16 protein-coding genes are annotated in these 20,913 nt (G+C 38.4%); 3 read left to right on the top strand and 13 right to left on the bottom strand.

Going from position 1 to position 20,913, the window contains the following annotated elements; translation table 11 throughout:
* Nucleotides 1-2 precede the first annotated feature (2 nt).
* Both AAV97_RS10200 and AAV97_RS10195 read left to right on the top strand, forming a co-directional pair.
* On the top strand, nt 3-1,460 hold the full coding sequence (locus AAV97_RS10200) for an NAD-dependent succinate-semialdehyde dehydrogenase (RefSeq protein WP_046760489.1): 1,458 nt from the start codon (nt 3-5) through the stop codon (nt 1,458-1,460).
* Nucleotides 1,461-1,486: 26 nt separating this feature from the next.
* Entirely contained in the window at nt 1,487-2,824 is a 1,338-nt protein-coding gene (locus AAV97_RS10195; RefSeq protein ID WP_005034674.1) for an MFS transporter, read from the top strand.
* 207 nt (nt 2,825-3,031) lie between these two features.
* On the opposite strand, the gene AAV97_RS10190 is transcribed toward AAV97_RS10195, so the two are convergent.
* Genes AAV97_RS10190 through AAV97_RS10180 form a run of 3 tightly spaced genes read right to left on the bottom strand, consistent with a single transcriptional unit; the run spans nt 3,032 to nt 7,976 of the window.
* On the bottom strand, nt 3,032-4,294 hold the full coding sequence (locus AAV97_RS10190) for an HlyD family type I secretion periplasmic adaptor subunit (RefSeq protein WP_227560944.1): 1,263 nt from the start codon (nt 4,292-4,294) through the stop codon (nt 3,032-3,034).
* On the bottom strand, nt 4,291-6,426 hold the full coding sequence (locus AAV97_RS10185) for a type I secretion system permease/ATPase (protein ID WP_005033558.1): 2,136 nt from the start codon (nt 6,424-6,426) through the stop codon (nt 4,291-4,293). Before AAV97_RS10185 ends, AAV97_RS10190 begins: the two co-directional genes overlap by 4 nt.
* Nucleotides 6,423-7,976: a TolC family protein gene (locus tag AAV97_RS10180; protein ID WP_046760488.1), complete on the bottom strand. Its 1,554-nt coding sequence runs from the start codon at nt 7,974-7,976 to the stop codon at nt 6,423-6,425. Before AAV97_RS10180 ends, AAV97_RS10185 begins: the two co-directional genes overlap by 4 nt.
* A gap of 413 nt (nt 7,977-8,389) precedes the next feature.
* On the opposite strand from AAV97_RS10180, the gene AAV97_RS10175 reads away from it, so the two are divergent.
* Nucleotides 8,390-9,760 carry a phosphomannomutase/phosphoglucomutase gene (locus AAV97_RS10175; protein ID WP_035300127.1) on the top strand — a complete coding sequence of 457 codons (1,371 nt, stop codon included), beginning with the start codon at nt 8,390-8,392 and terminating at the stop codon, nt 9,758-9,760.
* Between the two features lie 53 nt (nt 9,761-9,813).
* Here the strand turns inward: AAV97_RS10175 and galE are convergent, their stop codons facing one another.
* From galE to AAV97_RS10125, 10 genes are read right to left on the bottom strand one after another with little or no spacing between them, the layout of a single operon-like run.
* Nucleotides 9,814-10,833, bottom strand: coding sequence for a UDP-glucose 4-epimerase GalE (gene galE, locus AAV97_RS10170; protein ID WP_005034682.1), 1,020 nt, complete (start codon nt 10,831-10,833; stop codon nt 9,814-9,816).
* Nucleotides 10,834-10,843: 10 nt separating this feature from the next.
* Nucleotides 10,844-12,454: a glucose-6-phosphate isomerase gene (gene pgi, locus AAV97_RS10165; RefSeq protein ID WP_416202223.1), complete on the bottom strand. Its 1,611-nt coding sequence runs from the start codon at nt 12,452-12,454 to the stop codon at nt 10,844-10,846.
* Between the two features lie 17 nt (nt 12,455-12,471).
* Complete coding sequence (locus AAV97_RS10160) at nt 12,472-13,731, bottom strand: UDP binding domain-containing protein (RefSeq protein ID WP_046760486.1); 1,260 nt, start codon at nt 13,729-13,731, stop codon at nt 12,472-12,474.
* A 15-nt stretch (nt 13,732-13,746) separates the two neighbouring features.
* Nucleotides 13,747-14,622: a UTP--glucose-1-phosphate uridylyltransferase GalU gene (galU, locus tag AAV97_RS10155; RefSeq protein ID WP_046760485.1), complete on the bottom strand. Its 876-nt coding sequence runs from the start codon at nt 14,620-14,622 to the stop codon at nt 13,747-13,749.
* 24 nt (nt 14,623-14,646) lie between these two features.
* Nucleotides 14,647-15,267 carry a sugar transferase gene (locus AAV97_RS10150; RefSeq protein ID WP_046760484.1) on the bottom strand — a complete coding sequence of 207 codons (621 nt, stop codon included), beginning with the start codon at nt 15,265-15,267 and terminating at the stop codon, nt 14,647-14,649.
* A gap of 20 nt (nt 15,268-15,287) precedes the next feature.
* Nucleotides 15,288-16,478 (bottom strand): glycosyltransferase family 4 protein, encoded by a 1,191-nt coding sequence (locus tag AAV97_RS10145; RefSeq protein WP_046760483.1) that lies wholly within the window; start codon nt 16,476-16,478, stop codon nt 15,288-15,290.
* Between the two features lie 11 nt (nt 16,479-16,489).
* Nucleotides 16,490-17,620, bottom strand: coding sequence for a non-hydrolyzing UDP-N-acetylglucosamine 2-epimerase (gene wecB, locus AAV97_RS10140; protein ID WP_046760511.1), 1,131 nt, complete (start codon nt 17,618-17,620; stop codon nt 16,490-16,492).
* Between the two features lie 13 nt (nt 17,621-17,633).
* Nucleotides 17,634-18,746 (bottom strand): UDP-2-acetamido-2,6-beta-L-arabino-hexul-4-ose reductase, encoded by a 1,113-nt coding sequence (gene wbjC, locus AAV97_RS10135; protein ID WP_046760482.1) that lies wholly within the window; start codon nt 18,744-18,746, stop codon nt 17,634-17,636.
* A 1-nt stretch (nt 18,747) separates the two neighbouring features.
* On the bottom strand, nt 18,748-19,785 hold the full coding sequence (locus tag AAV97_RS10130) for a polysaccharide biosynthesis protein (RefSeq protein WP_046760481.1): 1,038 nt from the start codon (nt 19,783-19,785) through the stop codon (nt 18,748-18,750).
* A gap of 9 nt (nt 19,786-19,794) precedes the next feature.
* The gene (locus AAV97_RS10125; protein ID WP_046760480.1) at nt 19,795-20,904 is read right to left on the bottom strand and encodes a hypothetical protein; all 1,110 of its coding nucleotides are present in this window, start codon (nt 20,902-20,904) and stop codon (nt 19,795-19,797) included.
* Between the last annotated feature and the right edge of the window lie 9 nt (nt 20,905-20,913).

The raw sequence follows: 20,913 nt of genomic DNA, 5'->3' as shown, positions 1-20,913 counted from the left end.
ATATGGATATTGCTTCTTTATCAACCTTTAAACAACAGGCCTATGTCAATGGTGATTGGATCAACTCAACTGATCAACGTCATATCGATGTACAAAATCCAGCGACAGGTCAGGTGATTGCACAAATTCCTGCGCTTACTGTGGCACAGGTTGAGCAAACGATTATTTTTGCTCAAGAAGCATATCTGGATTGGAAAAAGCAGTCCGTCAAATACCGTTCTGATCTCTTAAAAAAATGGTTTGCGCTCATCATTGAACACAAACAAGAACTTGCCAGCATCATGACGCTTGAGCAAGGTAAGCCGCTCAAAGAAGCTGAAGGCGAGATTGTTTATGCTGCGAGTTTTATTGAATGGTTTGCTGAAGAAGGTCGTCGTATGTATGGCGAAACGATTCCTGCACCGAGTCAAGACAAGCGTTTACTCACTTTCCGTGAACCTGTGGGGGTATGTGTCGCCATTACACCATGGAACTTCCCTGCTGCCATGATCACACGTAAAGTAGCACCAGCATTGGCTGCAGGTTGCAGTATCATTGTCAAACCTGCTCAAGAAACACCTTTAACTGCACTTGCGCTCGCTTATCTTGCTGAGCAAGCTGGTATTCCCAAAGGTGTTTTAAATGTTGTGACAGGTCATTCAAAAGAAATTGTTGCCCCGTTGACACAGAGTCCAATCGTACAAAAATTAAGTTTTACAGGTTCAACGCCTGTTGGCGCTTTATTGATGGAACAATGTGCACCAACCATTAAAAAACTCTCACTGGAATTAGGTGGAAATGCACCTCTCATCGTCTTTGCAGATGCAGATTTAGACAATGCCGTACAGGGAACCATTGACAGTAAATTTCGAAATGCAGGGCAAACGTGTGTTTGTAGTAATCGCATCTTTGTACATAGCAGTATTTACGATCAATTTATTCTCAAACTCAAAGATAAAGTCTCTCAGTTAAAACTTGGTAATGGGTTAGATTCTGATACAGATCTAGGACCACTCATCAATCAAAAAGCGGTAGAAAAAATTCAGCAACATATTGAAGATGCAATCAGCTTAGGTGGTGAATTGGTTTATGGCGGTCAAGTTTCCACACTAGGGGCGCAATACTTTGAGCCAACCATTATCGCCAATGCGCAAGACAACATGCTGTGTTTTAGGGAAGAGACTTTTGCCCCTCTCGCTCCAATTTTTAAATTTGAAAATGAACAAGACGTAATTCAGCGTGCCAATAACACTGAATTTGGTCTGGCTGCCTATATTTTTACTGAAAATCTTCAACGCACATTTAGCGTTGCCGAAGCGCTGCAATATGGCATGGTTGGAATTAATACTGGTTTAATTTCTACCACGGAAGCCCCTTTTGGAGGAGTTAAAGCTTCTGGGCTTGGACGCGAAGGCTCGAAACATGGTTTGGATGAATATACCGAATTGAAATATTTATGCTTGGGTAATTTTAAAGCTTAACTTTAATTAAATAAGGACATGATGGAATGGAACAAGTATCAGGAAATACTTCTACACCGCTTGCAAGTGACAGCGCTCCACCGAATATTAAAAAGGTGGTCGGTGCCTCCATGGCAGGGACTGTCGCTGAATGGTATGAATTTTATATTTATGGTATTGCCAGTACTTTAGTGTTTGGTCATTTATTTTTCCCAAATGCAGGAACGACGCTAGACGGGATTATTGCAGCCTTTGCAACCTATGCGATTGGTTTTATTGCACGCCCTTTAGGTGGTCTAGTATTTGGTCATTTTGGTGATAAATATGGACGTAAAAAGCTGTTACAACTGAGTCTATTTTTAGTGGGTGCTTCCACATTTTTGATGGGATGCTTACCAGGTTATAACAGCATTGGCTATATGGCACCTGTGTTATTGATTGTCCTACGTTTTATCCAAGGCTTTGCAGTCGGTGGAGAATGGGGTGGTGCAATCTTATTGGTGGGTGAGCATAGTCCAAATCATCAACGTGGATTTTGGGCAAGCTTCCCACAGTCTGCGGTAAGCGCTGGAAATATTTTAGCAAGCTTGGTGATTTTGGCACTGTCGATGATTCTCTCCAATGAGGATTTCTTGAGCTGGGGATGGCGTGTCGCGTTTTGGCTTTCAACCATTATTATCTTTATTGGTTATTGGATTCGTCGTAGTGTGGAAGATGCCCCTATTTTCCAAGAAGCACTGAAACAAGCTGAGGAAAAACAAGATAATTCTTCTAATTTTAAAGAATTGGTCACCACTTATCCAAAACGTTTAGCGTCTGGATTATTACTCCGTTTAGGTGAAAATACCTCTTACTATATGATCGTGGTATTCACCATCACTTTCCTCACCCTGAAAGTCGGTATTGAATACAAAACAGTGCTGATGATTTTGCTGGCAGCCAATGTTTTCCACTTCTTCACCATGCTTTTCAGTGGCTATTTATCTGACAAAATTGGGCGTAAGCCAACCATGATGGCTGGAAATATTGGGTTAATCATCTGGGTATTCTTCTATTTCTCAGCAATTAGCACAGGCAATTATGGCACGATTTTTGTGATGATGTGTATTGGTCTATTGTTCCAAGCGATGGCATACGCCCCTGAATCTGCAACATTGGCGGAATTATTCCCAACCAAAATGCGCTATTTAGGTGTATCTTTTTCTTATCAATTTGCATCAATCTTAGCAGGTTCAATGGCACCGATTATTTGTGCATATTTATTTAAGACTTATGATGCAACATTGCCTATCGAAATTTATATCGCGATCGTTTCATTCATTTCAGTACTTGCTGTAGCAAGCCTAAAAGAATCCAAAGGCATTGATTTAAAAGATGTGAAATAGTTTAAAGCATGGCTCAAACACATTAAATTTTCCAACAAGGAAAGTTTAATGTGTTAAAGGAATACACCTAATTTTATTTGTTTCAACTTTCTGAAATCGACGCTATTCAGCACCAATGCCTAATATAGACACCAATAAAAAACCAATCTGTAGATTGGTTTTTTATTTCCATTGATGTATTTCAATCCATGCTTGATGATCTAAAACTCAACGCTCTCTTAATGCTTCTTTGGCTTTATTGAATGGTTTCAACAAGTATTCAATAATGGTTTTCTGACCTGTGCGAATATCAACAGTAGCCACCATACCCGGCGTAATCGAAAAAGATTTACCCGCTTTATTCACCAGTTTATCTTTATTGGTTCGAATATAGACGCGATAGTAAAACTGATCTTGTTTCACCTCATCACGAATGGTATCCGGTGAAATCACCGTCACTTTACCTTCCAAACCACCATAAATAGAGTAGTCATAGGCCGTGATTTTCACTAAAGCCGGCTGCCCCGGATGAATAAACGCAATATCTCGTGGGGAAATACGTGCTTCAATCAATAACTGCTCATCAATCGGAACAATGGTCATCAACTTGCCATTTTGCGGTACCACCCCACCAATCGTGGTCACAGCAATTTCTTTGACCACACCACGGACAGGCGCTTTAAAGGTGGAACGTTTGACCGAGTCATTTCGACCTGCCACGATTTGCTGTAACGATTGAATATCTGCATTGGCTTTCGCCAACTCTTCGCGTGACTTTACATAGTAGTCATTACGCTTGTCATTGATCTGATTTTCAAAGTTATTGATATCTCGTTTTAGACGTAACACTTCAACCTCGGATGCCGCACCTTTCGCCACCAATGGTTGAGTCATCTGCAATTCATTTTGCACCAAAGCCAAGGCATGTTTTAACCCCGTGATGGACTCATCCAAATTGGCACGACGAGAGGTATACAGTGCCGTTTCCTCTCGAACCAAGGCTGGTACTGCCAATACATCTTTAGGGAAGCGTAGCGGTGTACCGTTCACTTCCGCCTCTAAACGTGCAGCGGTGGCTTGGGTTGCCAGTAATTTAGTCTGGCTTTCTCCGACTTGTGACTCAAATCGAGTGGGGTCAATCTGAGCAAGGGTTTGTCCTTTTTGTACAATATCACCTTCTTTGACAGCCAAACTGGTGAGCACCCCTCCATCTAAGGATTGAATGATTTGCTCTTTGGACGAAGGAATTACTTTACCTGTGCCCGTTGAAACTTCTTCCAATTTAAAAACGCATGCCCAAATCAAGAATGCCAATAAGCCCACTGCCACGATCCAAATAATAAAACTGGATTTAGGCAAGGGTGGTTCTGAAAACTTGAGTGCTGAGGGATTACTAGGACGCTTGAGTAGATCGCTCGTCTCACGATCATCGGAGTCAACAGCTGTCGTGCTTTGCAGTTCAATCTTTTGCGGATTTTGTTCTTGGCTCATGCTGAAGCACCTCCCGCATTCGGTTGATGTTGAGGATTTAAAATGGCATCTCGTGGTCCATCTTTAATAATTTTACCTTCATGTACCACAATAATCCGATCCACCAGTTGTAATACTGCAGGGCGATGGGTGGCCACCACCAAAGTGCGATGACCCAGCCATTGTTTAAGATGTTGAATCAAGACTTTTTCAGACACATCATCAATCGAGGCAGTGGGTTCATCCAACAACACAATATTCGGGTTTCTCAACAGCAACCTTGTCAGCAATAGCGCTTGTTTTTGTCCGCCTGAAAAGCCCACCCCTCCCTCAAGAATGGTATGGTCCAAGCCTTCTTTTTTCTGCTCTACGATTTCCAGTGCATTGGTGATTTGCAAGGCACGCACAATTTCTTCATCGGTTGCCAAGGGTGCACCCAAGGTTAAGTTTTCTCGGATGGTCCCAAAGAATAAATGGGCATTTTGATTGAGCAGTGCCATATCTCGGCGAATATCATCAGGATCAAGCAAGGATTGATCGACACCATCCAGACTAATTTTACCTTGGACAGGCAGTTGCATCCCAGCAAGTAATTGTAAAAGGCTCGATTTTCCTGCACCATTGCGTCCCAGAATCGCGACCTTTTCTCCGACCGCAATTTTGAGTTGCGGTATGACCAAGGTCGGACGTGGATCGTCTTCGGTATATTTAAACACCACCCCTTTAAAATCATAATCCCCTAACAGCACTTTACGCTGAATCAATTGAGCACGCTCAGGGCGGTCAACCGGTTTTTGCATCAACTCATCTAAACCATTCTTTGCCACTTTGGCTTGTTGCCAACGCCCAAGCACACCCGTCACTTGAGAAATGGGTGCCAACATCCGCGAAGAGAGAATCGAACACGCCACCAAGGCACCTGTAGTCATGTCACCTTTCATCACTGCAAAACAACCCACCAACACCACAATCGCATAGGTCAAGCCCTGGATCTTCTGTGTCCATGCATTTAACCAACCGACAATTTTTCGTTGACGCATGCTGACATCTGCTGAGACTTCATTCATGTGATTCCATTGATTTTGGAATCTTGCTTCAGCACGCAGTAGTTTGATATCTTCAATGCCTTGCACCGCTTCAACCAAAATCGCATTACGAATTGCCGATTCACGCATGCCTTCAGTTGCCAATTGTGCCAATTTCTTTTGTACCAAAAAGCCCGGAACAATCATCAACGGCACCACCAGCAACATCACCCAGAAAATGTTGCCTCCAATCATCCAAAAAATCACCAAGAACAGGAAGAAAAAAGGAAGGTCGGCAATCGCACTGATGGTGGTTGAGGTGACCAATTCACGGACCCCTTCTAGTTCGCGAATCTGGGAAATAAAAGAGCCTGTTGAACGTGCTCGGTCTTTATTGCGAATGCGCAGTGCATGACCAAATACCCGATCTGAAATCTTTAAGTCGGCACGCTTACCGATAATATCGGATAAATAGACCCGTGCAATTCGCAGAACAAATTCAAAGATTGCGGCAATCAGTACGCCACCTGCAAGCACCCACAAGGTCGGAATGGATTGAGACGGCACCACACGGTCGTAAACTTGCATGGAGAAGATAATGGTCGCCAATGCCAAAATATTGGCAATCATTGAAGCCACCATGATGTCGGTATAGCGTTTCCAGTCTTTTAAAACAATGTCCCAGAACCAGCTTTTTTCATAAGGCTTAATGTATTCATCAACACGCGCATCCGGTACAGAGGTTTCGGGTCTAAATATATAGACGCGCTTGGCATGGGCTTGTAGTTGCTGCACACTGAAGCTTTGTGACAAGCCTTGATCACCACTGAGTTGTAGGCTGACATTTCCAGCAGCATCTACTTTCTCAATCACCGCCACCTGACCATCATTCAGCTCAACCACCACTGGCAAGCGCCATGGATTGAGAACATCCGTGCTAAAGTCAGCTTGACGTATATTTAAGCCAACTTGACGGGTAATCAGTGCCAGCATGTCATCAAGATTGTGATATTTATTCCAATCCAGTTGCAGACGAATTTGTTCTTCTGAGGGTTGAATACGATAATGTTGTGCAACCGCGATAATGGCTTGTAACCAGGGTTGATAATTTAATCTATTATTATTCATGGCTGAACTTCAAACCCCTGAATTTGAATATTATTTAAATGATAAGCATGTCTACTCTTTCCGGTTACATTGATAAATAATGCAATCGTGTCATAGATATCAAATCGTGCTGCTTCTCTTTCAATCCTTGAACTTTGGTACGATTGTTCTGAACTGAGTAAATCTAAAATCGAACGTTTGCCGAGTTTGTATTGTTCTTCATACAGCTCTCGGGTTTTGGCGGTTGAGCGTTCTCGGTCCATCAACACCCAAATCTGTTTATCGGTGTTTTCTATGCTTTCACGGGCAATCTGGGCTTGATCCATAATATTGAGATAGGTGGCATTCAGCTTGGCACGTGCGGCTTGTTCAGCATAATTTGCTGCTTTAACCTGTGACCCCACTGCACCGCCTTGATAGAAATTACTCGACATCTGTACCCCAATCGAACTGTCGGTATCATTCTCAATTCCAGTATTGGGATTTTGCCCATTCAATGCTTTGGTCACCGCACCCACCAAAGAAATGGTCGGATAGACACTGAGTTGAGTTTGTTTCTTTTGGCTTTGTGCCACATCAATTTCAGCCTTTGCGGCAATCATACTGGGGATGGTATTGACTTCGGGGTCGTCATATAGCCCCGATTGCTTGACGAATTCATCAGGAATATTGAACTCAATTTGGCTGACATCAAAACCCAATAAGGTGCGTAACTTTTGTTCTTGCTGTTTAAGAAAATTCTGCTGGGTAATCAGGTAGGAACGAGAATATTCAACATAACTTTGCGCTTGCACAGGATCTGCATGACTGCTGATGCCCGCTTCGGCTCTTAAACGTGCAATCTCATGTAAGCGACTGACCCCATTAAATTGATCTTGGGCGATTTTTATAATATTACGATATCTCAATAAACCTAAAATATCTCGAGCCGTCTGGGTAGAGATTTCATCAATACTGATCAAGACATTGGCTTGTTCAACCGCCAATTTATTTTGTTGTGTGGTGACACTGCTTTTGACTTTGCCAAAATCATAGAGCAATTGATTGGCTTCAACAGAATATAACTGCCGCCCTTTATCATTTGAGGTGAAGTCACCGGTATTCATGCCAGCTTTTAATTGTGGATAGTATTGTGCCTTGGCGACATCAATATTGGCGTTTTGGGAAGCCAAAGTAGAAATGGTTTGGGCAATATTGGGGTTGCGTTTGACTGCAATTTGCACGGCTTCTTCAAGGCTTAAGGTCCGTGTGGGTACTGCATATTGCTGGGCAGTTGGTGGATTTTCCAGATAAAGATTATTTAAAGACGCCTTTTGCCTCAGATAGGGTTTGACCACAGGCAAAGGGCTCGCAGTGCTTTGTTCGGGTTGGTATTCAAAGTCAGCGAGTTGTTTAAGTTGCACGGTACGAAAGGAGGAGTCATCTTTGGGTTTGATTAAACTCGATACACTTTCCTGGATGCCTTTTAAATAGCGGGTGTCTTGTGCATGGCTATTGTTCTGAATCAGAACACATAGACTGATTGCACCCAAGCTTTTTAAAAAAATTATGGGTTTGTGAGTGATTAACATTCCTGAATGGCACCTAATCATGCTTGTAATTATCGGCATTGAATTATTTTGAATTATTTCCTTACTCGATTGCTATTCTACACATTCTAAAATTCAAGCAAATATATATTTCACTTTTTATTGGCTAACTTTGTTAAGAAAAGCGTTTAAATTTCAAAAAGTAAGTCCAATAATTGTGATCTTTATCACATGAATTATCAATTTAATAAATATTAATTTTTTATCCATCAAAAATCATGAATCAAAAAATAAACAACCATACTTAAAATATTTTTAAAATGAACAAGAAAAACATAAAAATTTCAATTTTATAAATCAACCTAAAATTACATCTTCTCATCTCATTTTTTACTCACTTTGAGGTTAAAATGGTGTTTCACTTAAACCCAAGCTTATACAATAGAAAGATGGACATGAATAAACTGACTTGTTTTAAAGCCTATGACATCCGAGGCAAACTTGGTACAGAACTCAATGAAGAAATCGCTTATAAAGTCGGTCGTGCTTATGGGCAAATCTATCAACCAAAAACTGTCGTCGTGGGTTGTGATGTTCGCTTAACGAGCGAAGATTTAAAACAAGCGACGATTCGCGGTTTAAATGATGCTGGTGTAGATGTACTCGATTTGGGGATGACCGGAACTGAAGAAGTTTATTTTGGTGCTTTTCATCTCGATGTACAGGGTGGAATTGAAGTCACAGCAAGCCATAATCCTATGGACTATAATGGGATGAAACTGGTTCGTGAAAATGCCCGTCCGATTAGTGCAGATACTGGCTTAAAAGATATTCAAGCCTTGGCTGAATCCGAACAGTTCATTGAAGTTGAGAAAAAAGGTTCAACGCAAAAATACAATATTCTGCCTGAATTTATTGAACACTTACTCACCTATATTGACCCAGCAAAAATTCGCCCACTCAAATTGGTGATGAATGCAGGCAATGGCGCTGCTGGGCATGTAGTTGATGCCATTGAAGAGAAATTCAAAGCATTAAACATCCCTGTTGAATTTATCAAAATCCATAATCATCCAGATGGTACATTCCCAAATGGTATTCCTAATCCAATTTTGGTCGAAAATCGTGACAGCACTCGTAATGCGGTTTTAATTCACCATGCGGATATGGGGATTGCATGGGATGGCGACTTTGATCGTTGCTTCTTATTTGATGAAAAAGGTCAATTTATCGAAGGCTACTATATCGTGGGTCTATTGGCACAAGCGTTCTTACTAAAACAATCAGGCGAAAAAATTGTCCACGACCCTCGTCTGGTTTGGAATACTTTAGATATCGTCAATCAGTATCAAGGAACACCTGTCCAATCCAAATCTGGACATGCATTCATTAAAGATGTCATGCGTGAACATAATGCGGTCTATGGTGGAGAAATGAGTGCGCACCACTATTTCCGTGACTTTGCTTACTGTGACAGCGGAATGATTCCATGGTTATTGGCGATTTCAGTGCTGTCTGATACACAGCAATCACTTTCAAGCCTTGTTGAAGATATGATTGCGAAATTCCCGTGCAGTGGTGAAATCAACTTTAAAGTGGTCGATACTAAAGAAACCATTCAAAAGATTTTTGATCATTTTGCTGATTTGAATCCTGCCATTGATCAAACAGATGGGGTGAGTCTTGATTTTGGTGCATGGCGTTTAAATGTACGTGCATCAAATACTGAACCATTATTACGCTTAAATATTGAAAGCCGTGCAGATCGTAATCCTAAACCAATGCAAGATTATGTAGATGAATTAACCCAATTAATTCAGGCTTAGTTTTTTCATCATAAAAAATAGGCGCTCAATGCGCCTATTTTCCTTTTACAAGCTTATGATTGGTAACCTGTTGGATTTTGTTTTTGCCAGTTCCAACTGTCTGCTAACATATCTTCGAGGGTATATTTTGCTGTCCAACCGAGTTCTGTAACAGCTCGTGCATTGTTGGCGAATGATGTTGCTACATCTCCCGAACGGCGCGGTGCAATTTCATAAGCGACGGGAACGCCATTCACTTTTTCGAAAGTATTCTTCACTTCAAGTACAGAACAACCGTTGCCTGTGCCAATGTTCCAAGCACGACAACCTTTGGCATTTAAACGATTATTTAGCGCACACAAGTGAGCATTGGCTAAATCAACCACATGGATATAGTCGCGAACCCCTGTCCCATCGATCGTGTCATAGTCATCACCATAGATCGACAGTTTTTCTCGACGTCCCACAGCAACCTGAGTGACATAAGGCATTAAATTATTTGGAATCCCTTGCGGATCTTCTCCAATACGACCACTTTTATGTGCACCCACAGGATTAAAATAACGTAACAAAGCAATCGACCAACGTGAGTCTGCAATGGCTAATTTCTGCAACAATTGCTCAACAATCAGTTTGGTGTAGCCATAGTTATTTGAAGGCATACCTGTTGGCATAGTTTCATCTAAAGGAGAGATATTGGCTTCATCATAAACTGTTGCTGATGAGCTAAAAACGAGATTAAAAACCCCTGCTCTTTCCATGGCTTGCGCCAACTGTATTGATCCTGCAATATTATGATCAAAATAACTCAGTGGAATTTGTTGACTTTCTCCCACTGCCTTTAAGCCCGCAAAATGAATCACCGCATCAATTTTATGTGAAGCAAATGCTTGGTCTAAATCATGTGGATCACGAATATCACCTTGGATAAACTCCAAGCGTTTGCCAGTAAGTTCTTGTACCCGCTTGAGTGATTCTTCTGAACTATTCGACAAATTATCAAGCACAACCACATCATGTCCTGCTTCTAGAAGTTCCAAGCACGTATGTGAGCCTATATAACCTGCCCCACCTGTGACTAAAATATTCGCCATCCGTTTTTCTCTATTCTTTACCTAGTAATATCTTGATTAAGCCTTGTGTCGAAGCATCTAGTTGAGAAAAATCTTTTTCTTTCCCACTGAGAATAGGAAGCAATTGATTGGCAATTTCTTTGCCTTTTTCAACGCCCCACTGATCAAATGGATTAATATTCCACATAACCGACTGTACAAAGACTTTATGTTCGTACAAAGCAATCAACATTCCAAGACTATAAGGACTGAGTTCTTGTAATAAAAGTGTAGAGCTGGGTTGATTGCCTTCATATTGTTTATATTCAGGTAAACTCTCCAACTCATCCACATTTAAAGCCTGATTACCAAAAGCCAATAAACGTGATTGAGCTAAACAATTAGATAAAGCCAAATGATGTTGTTCAATCAATGCTTCAGCATTTTCAGCATAGGTAAATTGGTTAGCATTGTAGCGCTGTACAGGTGCGATGAAATCACAACTCACCGCATGCGTTCCTTGATGGAGCAATTGATAAAATGCATGTTGCGCATTGGGTCCAACTTCACCCCATACGATCGGACATGTTTTTAGCTCAACTTTTTGATTGTTGCGTTGAATGGATTTACCATTCGACTCCATTTCGAGCTGTTGTAAATAGGATGCAAAATATTTCAATCGCCCATCATAGGGCAATACCGCATGGGTTTGGATATCCAGAAAATTATTATTCCAAACGCCCAACAGCCCCATCAAGACTGGAATATTGTGCTGAAATGGTGTCTTTTGAAAATGTTGGTCAATCGCATAAGCACCCGCCAAAAGCTGTTTAAAACCTTCGACACCGATTTGCAAAGCAATCGGTAATCCGATACATGACCACAATGAATAACGTCCACCGACCCAATCCCAAAGCAGAAATTGGTTATCTGGTGCAATGCCCCATTCAGTCATTTTTTCAGGTTTGGTTGAAACCCCAATAAAATGATGCTGCACCACACTTTTTTGATGACCTAATGCTTTTTCTAACCATTGGCGCACAGTCTGTGCATTGGATAAGGTATCAATGGTCCCAAAAGATTTTGAAGAAATAATAAATAAAGTCGTTTCAGGGCGCAGTTGATGCAACAGTTCAGAAAGCTGACTTCCATCCATCGTCGAGACGAAATGGACTTTTAATGGTTTAGCTGTAGTAACTTTATAATCGGATAAGGCATGGCTGACCATAAGTGGTCCAAGGTCTGATCCACCCACACCGATGTTGACAATATCTTGAATCACTTCACCCGTTGAACCACGACATTGCCCTGCATGCACTTTTTCAACAAGCTGAAACATGCGATCAAGTTGTTGATGCACAGCTTGAGCTAATTTAGGGTAATCTTGATCATGTTTAGGTAAACGCAATGCCCAATGCATTGCCGCCCGACCTTCAGTGTAATTAATCTGCTCTTCTGTAAATAAGCGCTTAATCCATGCACTCAGTTGCTTCGAATCTGCAAATTTAATTAAAGCTTCAAATGCCGCTTGATCAATACGATGCTTACTATAATCAAAACTGAGTTGATCAAAATGAACCGAAAATTTTTCAAAACGCTGTGGATCTTGCTGAAACAAATCGGTTAAACGTAATTGTTGAACGCTTAGCTGACTTTGATCCATCTCTAATATCGACGTTATCATACGCGCCCCACACCTTGATAAGCAAAACCTTGTCCTTTGACAAATTCTGGATCCCAGATATTACGTCCATCTAGAATAAATGGATGCGCCATTTTCTGCACAAGTTGAGTGTAATCTGGACTCCAATATTGCTTCCAAGCGGTTAATAGGCATAAAGCATGTGCATTTTCGACGGCTTGATATTGATCATGACATAAGATCAAATCGGTGCGCTCGCCATACAGAGCAGATACTCGCTCTAATGCTTGTGGGTCATGCAGTTGAACAATTGCACCTTGCGCCCAAAGTGCAGCAAGCATGGCATGAATTGGAGAGTTTTCGATACTTGATGTATTTTCTTTAAATGATGCACCCCAAATCGCAACAATTTTACCTGTTAGTTGCCCTTGATAATAATTCCACAGCTTGCGAAACAAAATTTCCTTTTGCTGTTCATTGATATTCCAAACCTGATCAAGTAATTGGCTCTTTATCCCAGAACCAGCAACCGTGCCTGTGAGGGTTAAAATATCATGAGAAAAATTCTCACCACCAAAACCTACACCAGAAGAGAGATAGCTCGCACCAATTCGATTATCTGCAGCTAAACCTTGTTTTACATTTTGAATATCAATATTGAGTTTTTCTGCCACTTGTGCCATATCATTCATATAGCTGATACGTGTTGCCAACATGCCTGAAATACTCAGTTTGGTAAATTCAGCATCTAAAAATGGCATAAAGAGGTATTGATGTTTTAATTGGAAGAATGGTCTTAACAACTCTTTAACAATTGGTTGGGTCGCCACATGATCGACACCAATGATCACTTGTTTTAGTCCAGTAAAACTTTGAATCGCATTACCTTCTTGAATCGTATCTGGCAAATACGCCCAATGATCGGCAATCAAAATTTCTTTCAGTGTTTCTGTCCCTTCCAAACCAAATGTTGAACCATTAATCATTAACTTTGGATGTATGATGGGGCTTCGCTTGAGTTCTTCAGCTAATGTTTTGGCTTGATCAAATTCAGACGGATTAAAGCTGAATAAAAAAACCTCACTGTGTAATTGGAGCTGTTTTACCCCAACCAATTCAATGGCATGATTCTTAATCTGTTTTTGGATCAACTGATTTAAATCTTCATCTTGGTAATGAACTGAGGACTGTTTTTCAACACCTACTTGAGGGCACCAATACACATGATGCCCATATTCAGCAAACAAGCCAGCGAGAACGCCAGCTTGAAGGGTTGTGCCAAATACACAAATATTCATATCATACCCAATATTTTATAAATTCAGTTCTTTGATGAGTTGTTTGAATTCATCACCGAGTTTTGGATGTTCTATACCATAGTGCAATACAGCTTTTAAATAACCGATTTTACTACCACAGTCGAAAGTCTGACCTTTCATACGATAGGCTTCTACACTTTCTATTTTTTGTAATGCTGCGATCGCATCAGTGAGTTGGATTTCATTTCCTGCACCTTTAGGCGTTTGTTCGAGTAACTGCATAATTTTAGCAGGCAGTACATAACGTCCCACAACAGATAGATTTGAAGGTGCTGAACCAACTGCAGGCTTCTCTACAATACCTTGCATCACAGCACTTTCACCTTCTTCAGGTGAAGCTTCAACATCTACAATACCATATTGATTTACCAAATGATCAGGCACAGCTTCAACCATAATTTGTGATGCTTTCGATGAGTTAAAGCGTTGAATCATACGTGCAAGATCATTTTCAGCGCTATTTTCTTTGACTAACACATCTGGTAATAACACAGCAAAATCTTCATCACCCACTACAGATTTTGCACATAACACAGCGTGACCTAAACCCAATGGTTGAGGCTGTCTTACACTAACCACGCTGACATTGCTCGGTAAAATTTCAGTAATTTCTTTGAGTAAATCTATTTTTTTCTTGTTTTCTAATGTTGTTTCAAGCTCAAAATTACGATCAAAATAATTTTCTATAGATGCTTTTGAAGAATGTGTCACCAAAATAATTTGTTCAATACCCGCTGCCACCGCTTCTTTGACTACATATTCAATCGCAGGGCGATCAACCACAGTCACCATTTCTTTAGGAATAGATTTGCTTGCAGGTAAAAAACGTGTTCCTAAACCAGCAACAGGGAGAATGGCTTTTTTGATCATAACTTAAAACTTCAATATATTAACTTAAGACTTTACTTCATCATTTTTTGCTTCTGTTTCATTTCCTTTAAAAAGAGAAGGACCAACATGACCAGGGGCATTAATCCCCTCACGATTGGTCATAACAGAAACGGTTTTAAACATAATTTTAAAATCGACTAATAAGCTTTGGTTGTCGACATACCAAACATCGCATTTAAAACGTTCTTCATAGTCCAATTCATTACGACCACTAATTTGAGCAAGTCCTGTCATACCAGGACGAACTTCTAAACGACGTGCTTGTTCAGGTGAGTAAAGTTCAACAAACTCTTTCAGCATTGGTCTAGGACCAACGACGCTCATATCCCCTTTGAGCACATTAATCAGTTGAGGCATTTCATCTAAACTGGTTGAGCGTAGTTTTTGTCCAAAAGGCGTGATACGTTGCTCATCAGGTAATGGGTTACCATGAGCATCATTTGCATCTTTCATCGAACGAAACTTCATCATTTTAAAAAGTTTACCATTCTTACCTGGGCGTTCTTGATAGAAAAAGATCGGAGAGCCTAGGTTTTTGCGCACTTTGTAGGCAACAAATAAAAAAATAGGCGAAAGTAAAATCAGCGCTATAGAAGCAATAAAAATATCAACTAGTCTTTTCATTACAATCAAACCTCAACTTCTTATTTAATATTAGAAATATCTTGAAGGACCCCTACTATTTTTTTCATTGCAACAAGTTCAGAGAAATTATTTATAAGAACTTGCCTTGATGATATTAATTCAGTCGTATGGAATTTATCAGTTATTTCAATTAATTTTTTTGCCAAATTTTCAGGATTTCCTGGCTGAACCACCCAGCCCAATCTATGATCTTTTATCATACAAGCAATTTCTGAATTTTCGTCCATTATTGCCAATAAAGGTTTGTCAGCCGCCATTGAAAAATATGCCTTACTTGGTACACCTAAGCCTAGCATTTCTTCCGCTAAAGTTACAATTGCAATATCTCCAGCATTCAATCCTTTTGATTTCTTATTTTGTTGCACAGGTCCAATATATTTTAAGTTTGGATCATTTAATGTTTCTATCGCGTGATTAAGTTGTTTAACATATGCCCCATCTCCCATAAATAAAAATTTAGGTCTCTTAGAAGGATCTATTAGTTTAATCGCTTCAACCAGATTATCCACACCTTGCACACGACCAATATTACCAAAAAATTGAAATATGGGACTTTCATTTTGCCAATTTAATTTTCTTAGAATCTCATTATCTTGTTTTGATTCGACTTGTATATCATTTTCATCAATCCAGTTTTGGATCACAATACTATTTTTCTTTTTAGTTTTCCGATCAACAAGATCTTTCATATCTTGCCCAATCACGATCAACTTTTCAGGAGCTGCATAAAAAACATCAAATATCTTTTTTAGCATTTTATAAATAAAATTTTGTTTTTTCAATACCTTAGCAGCTACCAAATTTTCAGGAAATACATCATGTACAAGTAAAATCCATTTAAAACCTATCATTTTTTTTGCCAAATACATAACAATTAACAAAAATATGGGTGTCGTTCCCGAAAAAACTAGATCGTGTTTTTTAACGTTTTTCAATATTTTTATAAAAAAACGAAAAGAGATAAGTAACTCAAAAAACAATCTTTGAATAAGATTCTTCTTATCTAAATTTGAATCTTTAACAATGATGCTATCAAGATCGATAACATCATTATTTTTATCTTCTTTGACAATCATACTTAGTTCAGAACCATACACTTTCTTCAAATGGATATACAATTTGTGAAATAAATATCCTGTCGTATTTTGATTTGAGTGATAGTATTCCGTTACTAAGTATATTTTTTTCATTCTAAAGGGCCTTAATATTTTTTCCAAATCACGCGATTAACATAATCAGTGTAACTTAAAACTATTCGTGCAACTTTTTCTGAAACATTTGGCATACTATAGTCTTCAACTAAGCGGAACATTCTATCATTGCCTCTTGTCTGGAAGTTGACAACTTCAAGACCTTGTAAAACACGCTCTGCTGTTAGACCAACCATCATGACTGAGGCTTCTTCCATTCCTTCTGGACGCTCATGTGCTTGACGTAAATTCAGAGCTGGAAAGTTTAGAATAGAAGACTCTTCATTAATCGTCCCGCTATCAGATAAAGCTGCTTTGGCAGAAAGTTGCAATTTATTATAGTCGCTAAATCCTAGCGGTTTTAACAATTGTACTAAGGGATGAAATGACACACCCATTTGTTCAATACGCTTACGTGTTCTAGGATGAGTTGAAACAATCACAGGATAATTATATTTTTCAGCCACTGCATTTAACATTTCAACCAAATCTAAAAAATTTTGATCCGAGTTAATATTTTCTTCACGATGTGCACTCACAATAAAATATTCATTCTCTTTCAACTTTAGTTGTTCTAATACATTTGAAGCTAGAATTTTCTCTTTATAATAATTTAATACTTCGAACATTGGACTACCTGTTTTGATCACAAGATCAGCGGGCAAGCCTTCTGCAAGTAAATAATCACGAGCAATCGTGCTATATGTCAAATTTATATCAGCTGTATGATCAACAATACGTCTATTAATCTCTTCAGGCACTCGCATATCAAAACAACGGTTCCCTGCTTCCATATGGAAAGTTGGAATTTTTCGACGTTTGGCTGGAATTACTGCTGTACAACTATTGGTATCACCTAAAACTAATAATGCATCAGGTTTAACCTCTTCTAAAACGTTATCAACAGAAATAATTACATTACCAATAGTTTCCGCACCAGTAGTACCTGCTGCATTTAAAAAGCGATCAGGTTTGCGTATACCTAAGTCCGTAAAGAAAATTTCATTTAATTCATAATCATAATTTTGACCAGTATGCACAATAATATGATCAAAATATTTATCACAAACTGCCATCACACGAGATAAACGAATAATTTCAGGGCGAGTCCCTACGACTGTCATTAATTTTAATTTTTTCACAAAAAATAACTCTTTAATTAGATAATGGCATTGCATATGTATCTGGTTTTGAACGGTCAAATATTTCATTTGCCCATAACATCACCACCATTTCATCATCACCAATATTAGTAATGTCATGCGTCCAACCAGGTACTGTTTCAACTATCCTAGGCTCTTCACCAGAAGTTTCTAATTGATAAAACTCACCAGTAATCACATGTTTAAACTTAAATAAAGCCTTCCCTTTAATCACTAAAAATTTTTCAGTCTTTGTATGGTGATAGTGTCCTCCACGTGTAATGCCTGGATGAGCTGTAAAATATGAAAACTGCCCTGCATCAGGAGTTTTCAACATTTCAACAAATACACCACGATTATCTCCATATTTCGTTACGGCATAATCAAACTGCTTAGGACTAAAAAAACTTAAGTATGTTGAATACAAAGCACGAGCTAAACCGACACCTACTCGATCCGTAATCAGAGACTCTCTTGAACCTTTGAATCCATAGATTGTTTCAGCAAGTCGTCCTACTGCAATTTGATATTCAGGTTTAATTTCAAATGGCTTATTTGCTGGATATTTTTGGTTTAAAATATCCCAAATCGTTTCAACGACATCATCAATATATACCAATCGAATCAATGCATTTGGATCATTGATTTGTATAGGTAAATCATTTGCAATGTTATAACAAAAAGTTGCAACTGCTGAGTTATAGTTCGGCTTTGACCATTTACCAAAAATATTGACCATTCTAGAAATGTAAATTGGATTCTCATTTTCTTGATTTAATTTTGTTAATGCTTGTTCTCCACCAAGTTTACTTTGGCCATAGACATTATCTTTTTCTGCTTGAATCGACGAAGATAATATAATTGGTGTTTTTTTCTTGTTTACCCGTAGAATGTCGCAAATTTTTTCAGTAAGAGAGACGTTCCCTTCTATAAATTCGTCATCGTTTTTAGGTCGATTTACACCAGCTAAGTGCACGATCCATTCAGCATCTAAAACTAATTGTTCTAAGTCTTGCTCATTTGAATCACGATATAATTTCAAAATTTCAATATTTTCTTTTTCAGACAAATATTGAATCAAATTTTTGGCAACAAAACCATTTGCACCAGTGATTAAAACTTTCATCTTAAACCTCTGGGGATTTGTAAATACCATTTGTTAAATCACGAATAAACTCAAGCTTAAGCAAAAGTTTTTTCATACCATCAATATCTAATCGTGTTGTATTATGTGAATTATAATCTTCATATTCAACGATTTTAGTATTACCATCTTCGATATATTTTTCATAATTCAAATCACGTTGGTCTGCTGGTACCCGAAAGTAATCGCCTAAATCTTCAGCGCAAGCCTTTTCCTCTCGACTGAGCAATGCTTCAAACGCTTTTTCACCATGACGAGTCCCTATCACATTGATTTGATGATCTTCTTTTTCTAACATTTGTGTGATTGCACGAGCTAGTATATCAATGGTTGCTGCAGGTGCTTTTTGCACAAAGATATCGCCATTTTTCCCGTGATTAAATGCATAAAGTACAAGATCGACTGCATCTTCAAGTGTCATCATGAAACGTGTCATGTGGGGATCAGTAATTGTAATTGGTTTGTTAGCTCGAATTTGGTCAACAAATAAAGGAATAACAGAGCCACGAGAAGCCATAACATTGCCATAACGTGTGCCGCAAATTACGGTACTAGTACCTTCAAGATTTCGTGATTTTGCAACCATCACTTTTTCCATCATAGCCTTGGAAATGCCCATTGCATTAATTGGATATACAGCTTTGTCAGTACTTAAACAAACAACTCGAGTAACTTTATTTTGAATAGCAGCCTCAAGTAAGTTTTCAGTACCTAATACATTTGTTTTAACAGCTTCTAGAGGATAAAACTCACAAGAAGGAACTTGTTTAAGAGCAGCTGCATGGAATACATAATCAACACCACGTGTTACATTTAATACTGAATTGAAATCACGAACATCGCCAATGTAAAATTTTAGCTTAGATGACTGATACTTCTTACGCATATCATCTTGTTTTTTTTCATCACGACTAAAGATACGAATCTCTTTAAAATCACTATCTAAAAAGCGCTTCAGCACAGCATTACCAAATGATCCTGTACCACCAGTAATTAATAATGTTTTTCCTTTAAAGCTCATCTTAAAATCTCAAATTAAATTTATTTTAGGATCTTTATTGAAAAAATCCAAATTATCTATGCAATAACATAATACCAGAAACACAGTAAAGAATGAATTCGAAAATGAATGTGTAAAAAGTAATAAAATTATTACACAGCAAGAAGTAAACCAACCTACTCTTATCCCAAACAACAAAAAAGGTATCAAAAAAATCAAACCAAAATTTGCTACCAAATAAACAAAAGAATTATACCAAATATCTTTTGAATTAAATATTAATACATCTCTGGAAAGATCATAATTAACAAAAAAAGAAAAATCACTAACAACATTAAACATATTAAAAAGTCTTTCTTGAAGTGACCCGCCCCCTTGCGATAACTCAAAAAATCTTAAAATAGCAATGTTTTGTGTAAAGAGCATGAAGCCAACAAACCCAATAAGAAACAAAGGAAACATAGTCATAATTATCATTAAATTATTTTTATTATGAACACCTCTTGAAACAAAAATAAACAAGCTCAATATAGCAAATGCTATACCAAATGAGGAGGTGGAAGCAATTAACACAACAAAATAAAATATATATTTCTTTAACACATTTACTTTAGCATAATATAATAGTGCAGGTGAAATAAAAATTGCAAAATAACTAGGTTCTTTAAATACGCCCGCCGCTCTAAACCCTGCATAACGCGGATCAATCACATCCAAAGTATCCACTTCAAATACAGGTATAGGCAATTGCATTGTAAAATTAATATTTAATATATAATAAAAAAACAGCTGAATAATTAATAAAATTGATAATAATAAAGCCACTTTTAAATAAACAGCCAAAATACAGTAATAACCTTTTTTTGAGAGTGAAAGAAAAAAAGGTAATATCAGTAAAAAAAAGGAAGCTCTAGAAAAACTTTTGGGTATTATTCCTCCATCTATAAATGGAAAAATAGATAACAGAATAACACCTAAGCACATCAAAAGACTGATAACAAAAAACTTAGTCGGCTCTATTTGCTTGACAAAAAACAATAATGATGCTAGCAGACTTACATCACCAATGCTTAATGGCCCTAAAAAAATATAATTCGAAAGCACTGGCGATAATGCAAATAAAATACCAGCTAGAGCCATTGAAAAGTT

The sequence above is a fragment of the Acinetobacter sp. Ag2 genome, from assembly GCF_001005515.1.
In the GTDB taxonomy this organism is placed as follows: domain Bacteria; phylum Pseudomonadota; class Gammaproteobacteria; order Pseudomonadales; family Moraxellaceae; genus Acinetobacter; species Acinetobacter bereziniae.
Note: the sequence above shows the minus strand (reverse complement) of the source record. Positions and strands in the feature narration are given on the sequence as shown.

Coding starts and splice junctions, on each gene's coding strand:
- AAV97_RS10200 (WP_046760489.1), top strand. CDS start 3: ATGGATATTGCTTCTTTATCAACCTTTAAACAACAGGCCTATGTCAAT.
- AAV97_RS10195 (WP_005034674.1), top strand. CDS start 1,487: ATGGAACAAGTATCAGGAAATACTTCTACACCGCTTGCAAGTGACAGC.
- AAV97_RS10190 (WP_227560944.1), bottom strand. CDS start 4,294: ATGAGCCAAGAACAAAATCCGCAAAAGATTGAACTGCAAAGCACGACA.
- AAV97_RS10185 (WP_005033558.1), bottom strand. CDS start 6,426: ATGAATAATAATAGATTAAATTATCAACCCTGGTTACAAGCCATTATC.
- AAV97_RS10180 (WP_046760488.1), bottom strand. CDS start 7,976: ATGTTAATCACTCACAAACCCATAATTTTTTTAAAAAGCTTGGGTGCA.
- AAV97_RS10175 (WP_035300127.1), top strand. CDS start 8,390: ATGAATAAACTGACTTGTTTTAAAGCCTATGACATCCGAGGCAAACTT.
- galE (WP_005034682.1), bottom strand. CDS start 10,833: ATGGCGAATATTTTAGTCACAGGTGGGGCAGGTTATATAGGCTCACAT.
- pgi (WP_416202223.1), bottom strand. CDS start 12,454: ATGGATCAAAGTCAGCTAAGCGTTCAACAATTACGTTTAACCGATTTG.
- AAV97_RS10160 (WP_046760486.1), bottom strand. CDS start 13,731: ATGAATATTTGTGTATTTGGCACAACCCTTCAAGCTGGCGTTCTCGCT.
- galU (WP_046760485.1), bottom strand. CDS start 14,622: ATGATCAAAAAAGCCATTCTCCCTGTTGCTGGTTTAGGAACACGTTTT.
- AAV97_RS10150 (WP_046760484.1), bottom strand. CDS start 15,267: ATGAAAAGACTAGTTGATATTTTTATTGCTTCTATAGCGCTGATTTTA.
- AAV97_RS10145 (WP_046760483.1), bottom strand. CDS start 16,478: ATGAAAAAAATATACTTAGTAACGGAATACTATCACTCAAATCAAAAT.
- wbjC (WP_046760482.1), bottom strand. CDS start 18,746: ATGAAAGTTTTAATCACTGGTGCAAATGGTTTTGTTGCCAAAAATTTG.
- AAV97_RS10130 (WP_046760481.1), bottom strand. CDS start 19,785: ATGAGCTTTAAAGGAAAAACATTATTAATTACTGGTGGTACAGGATCA.
- AAV97_RS10125 (WP_046760480.1), bottom strand. CDS start 20,904: ATGGCTCTAGCTGGTATTTTATTTGCATTATCGCCAGTGCTTTCGAAT.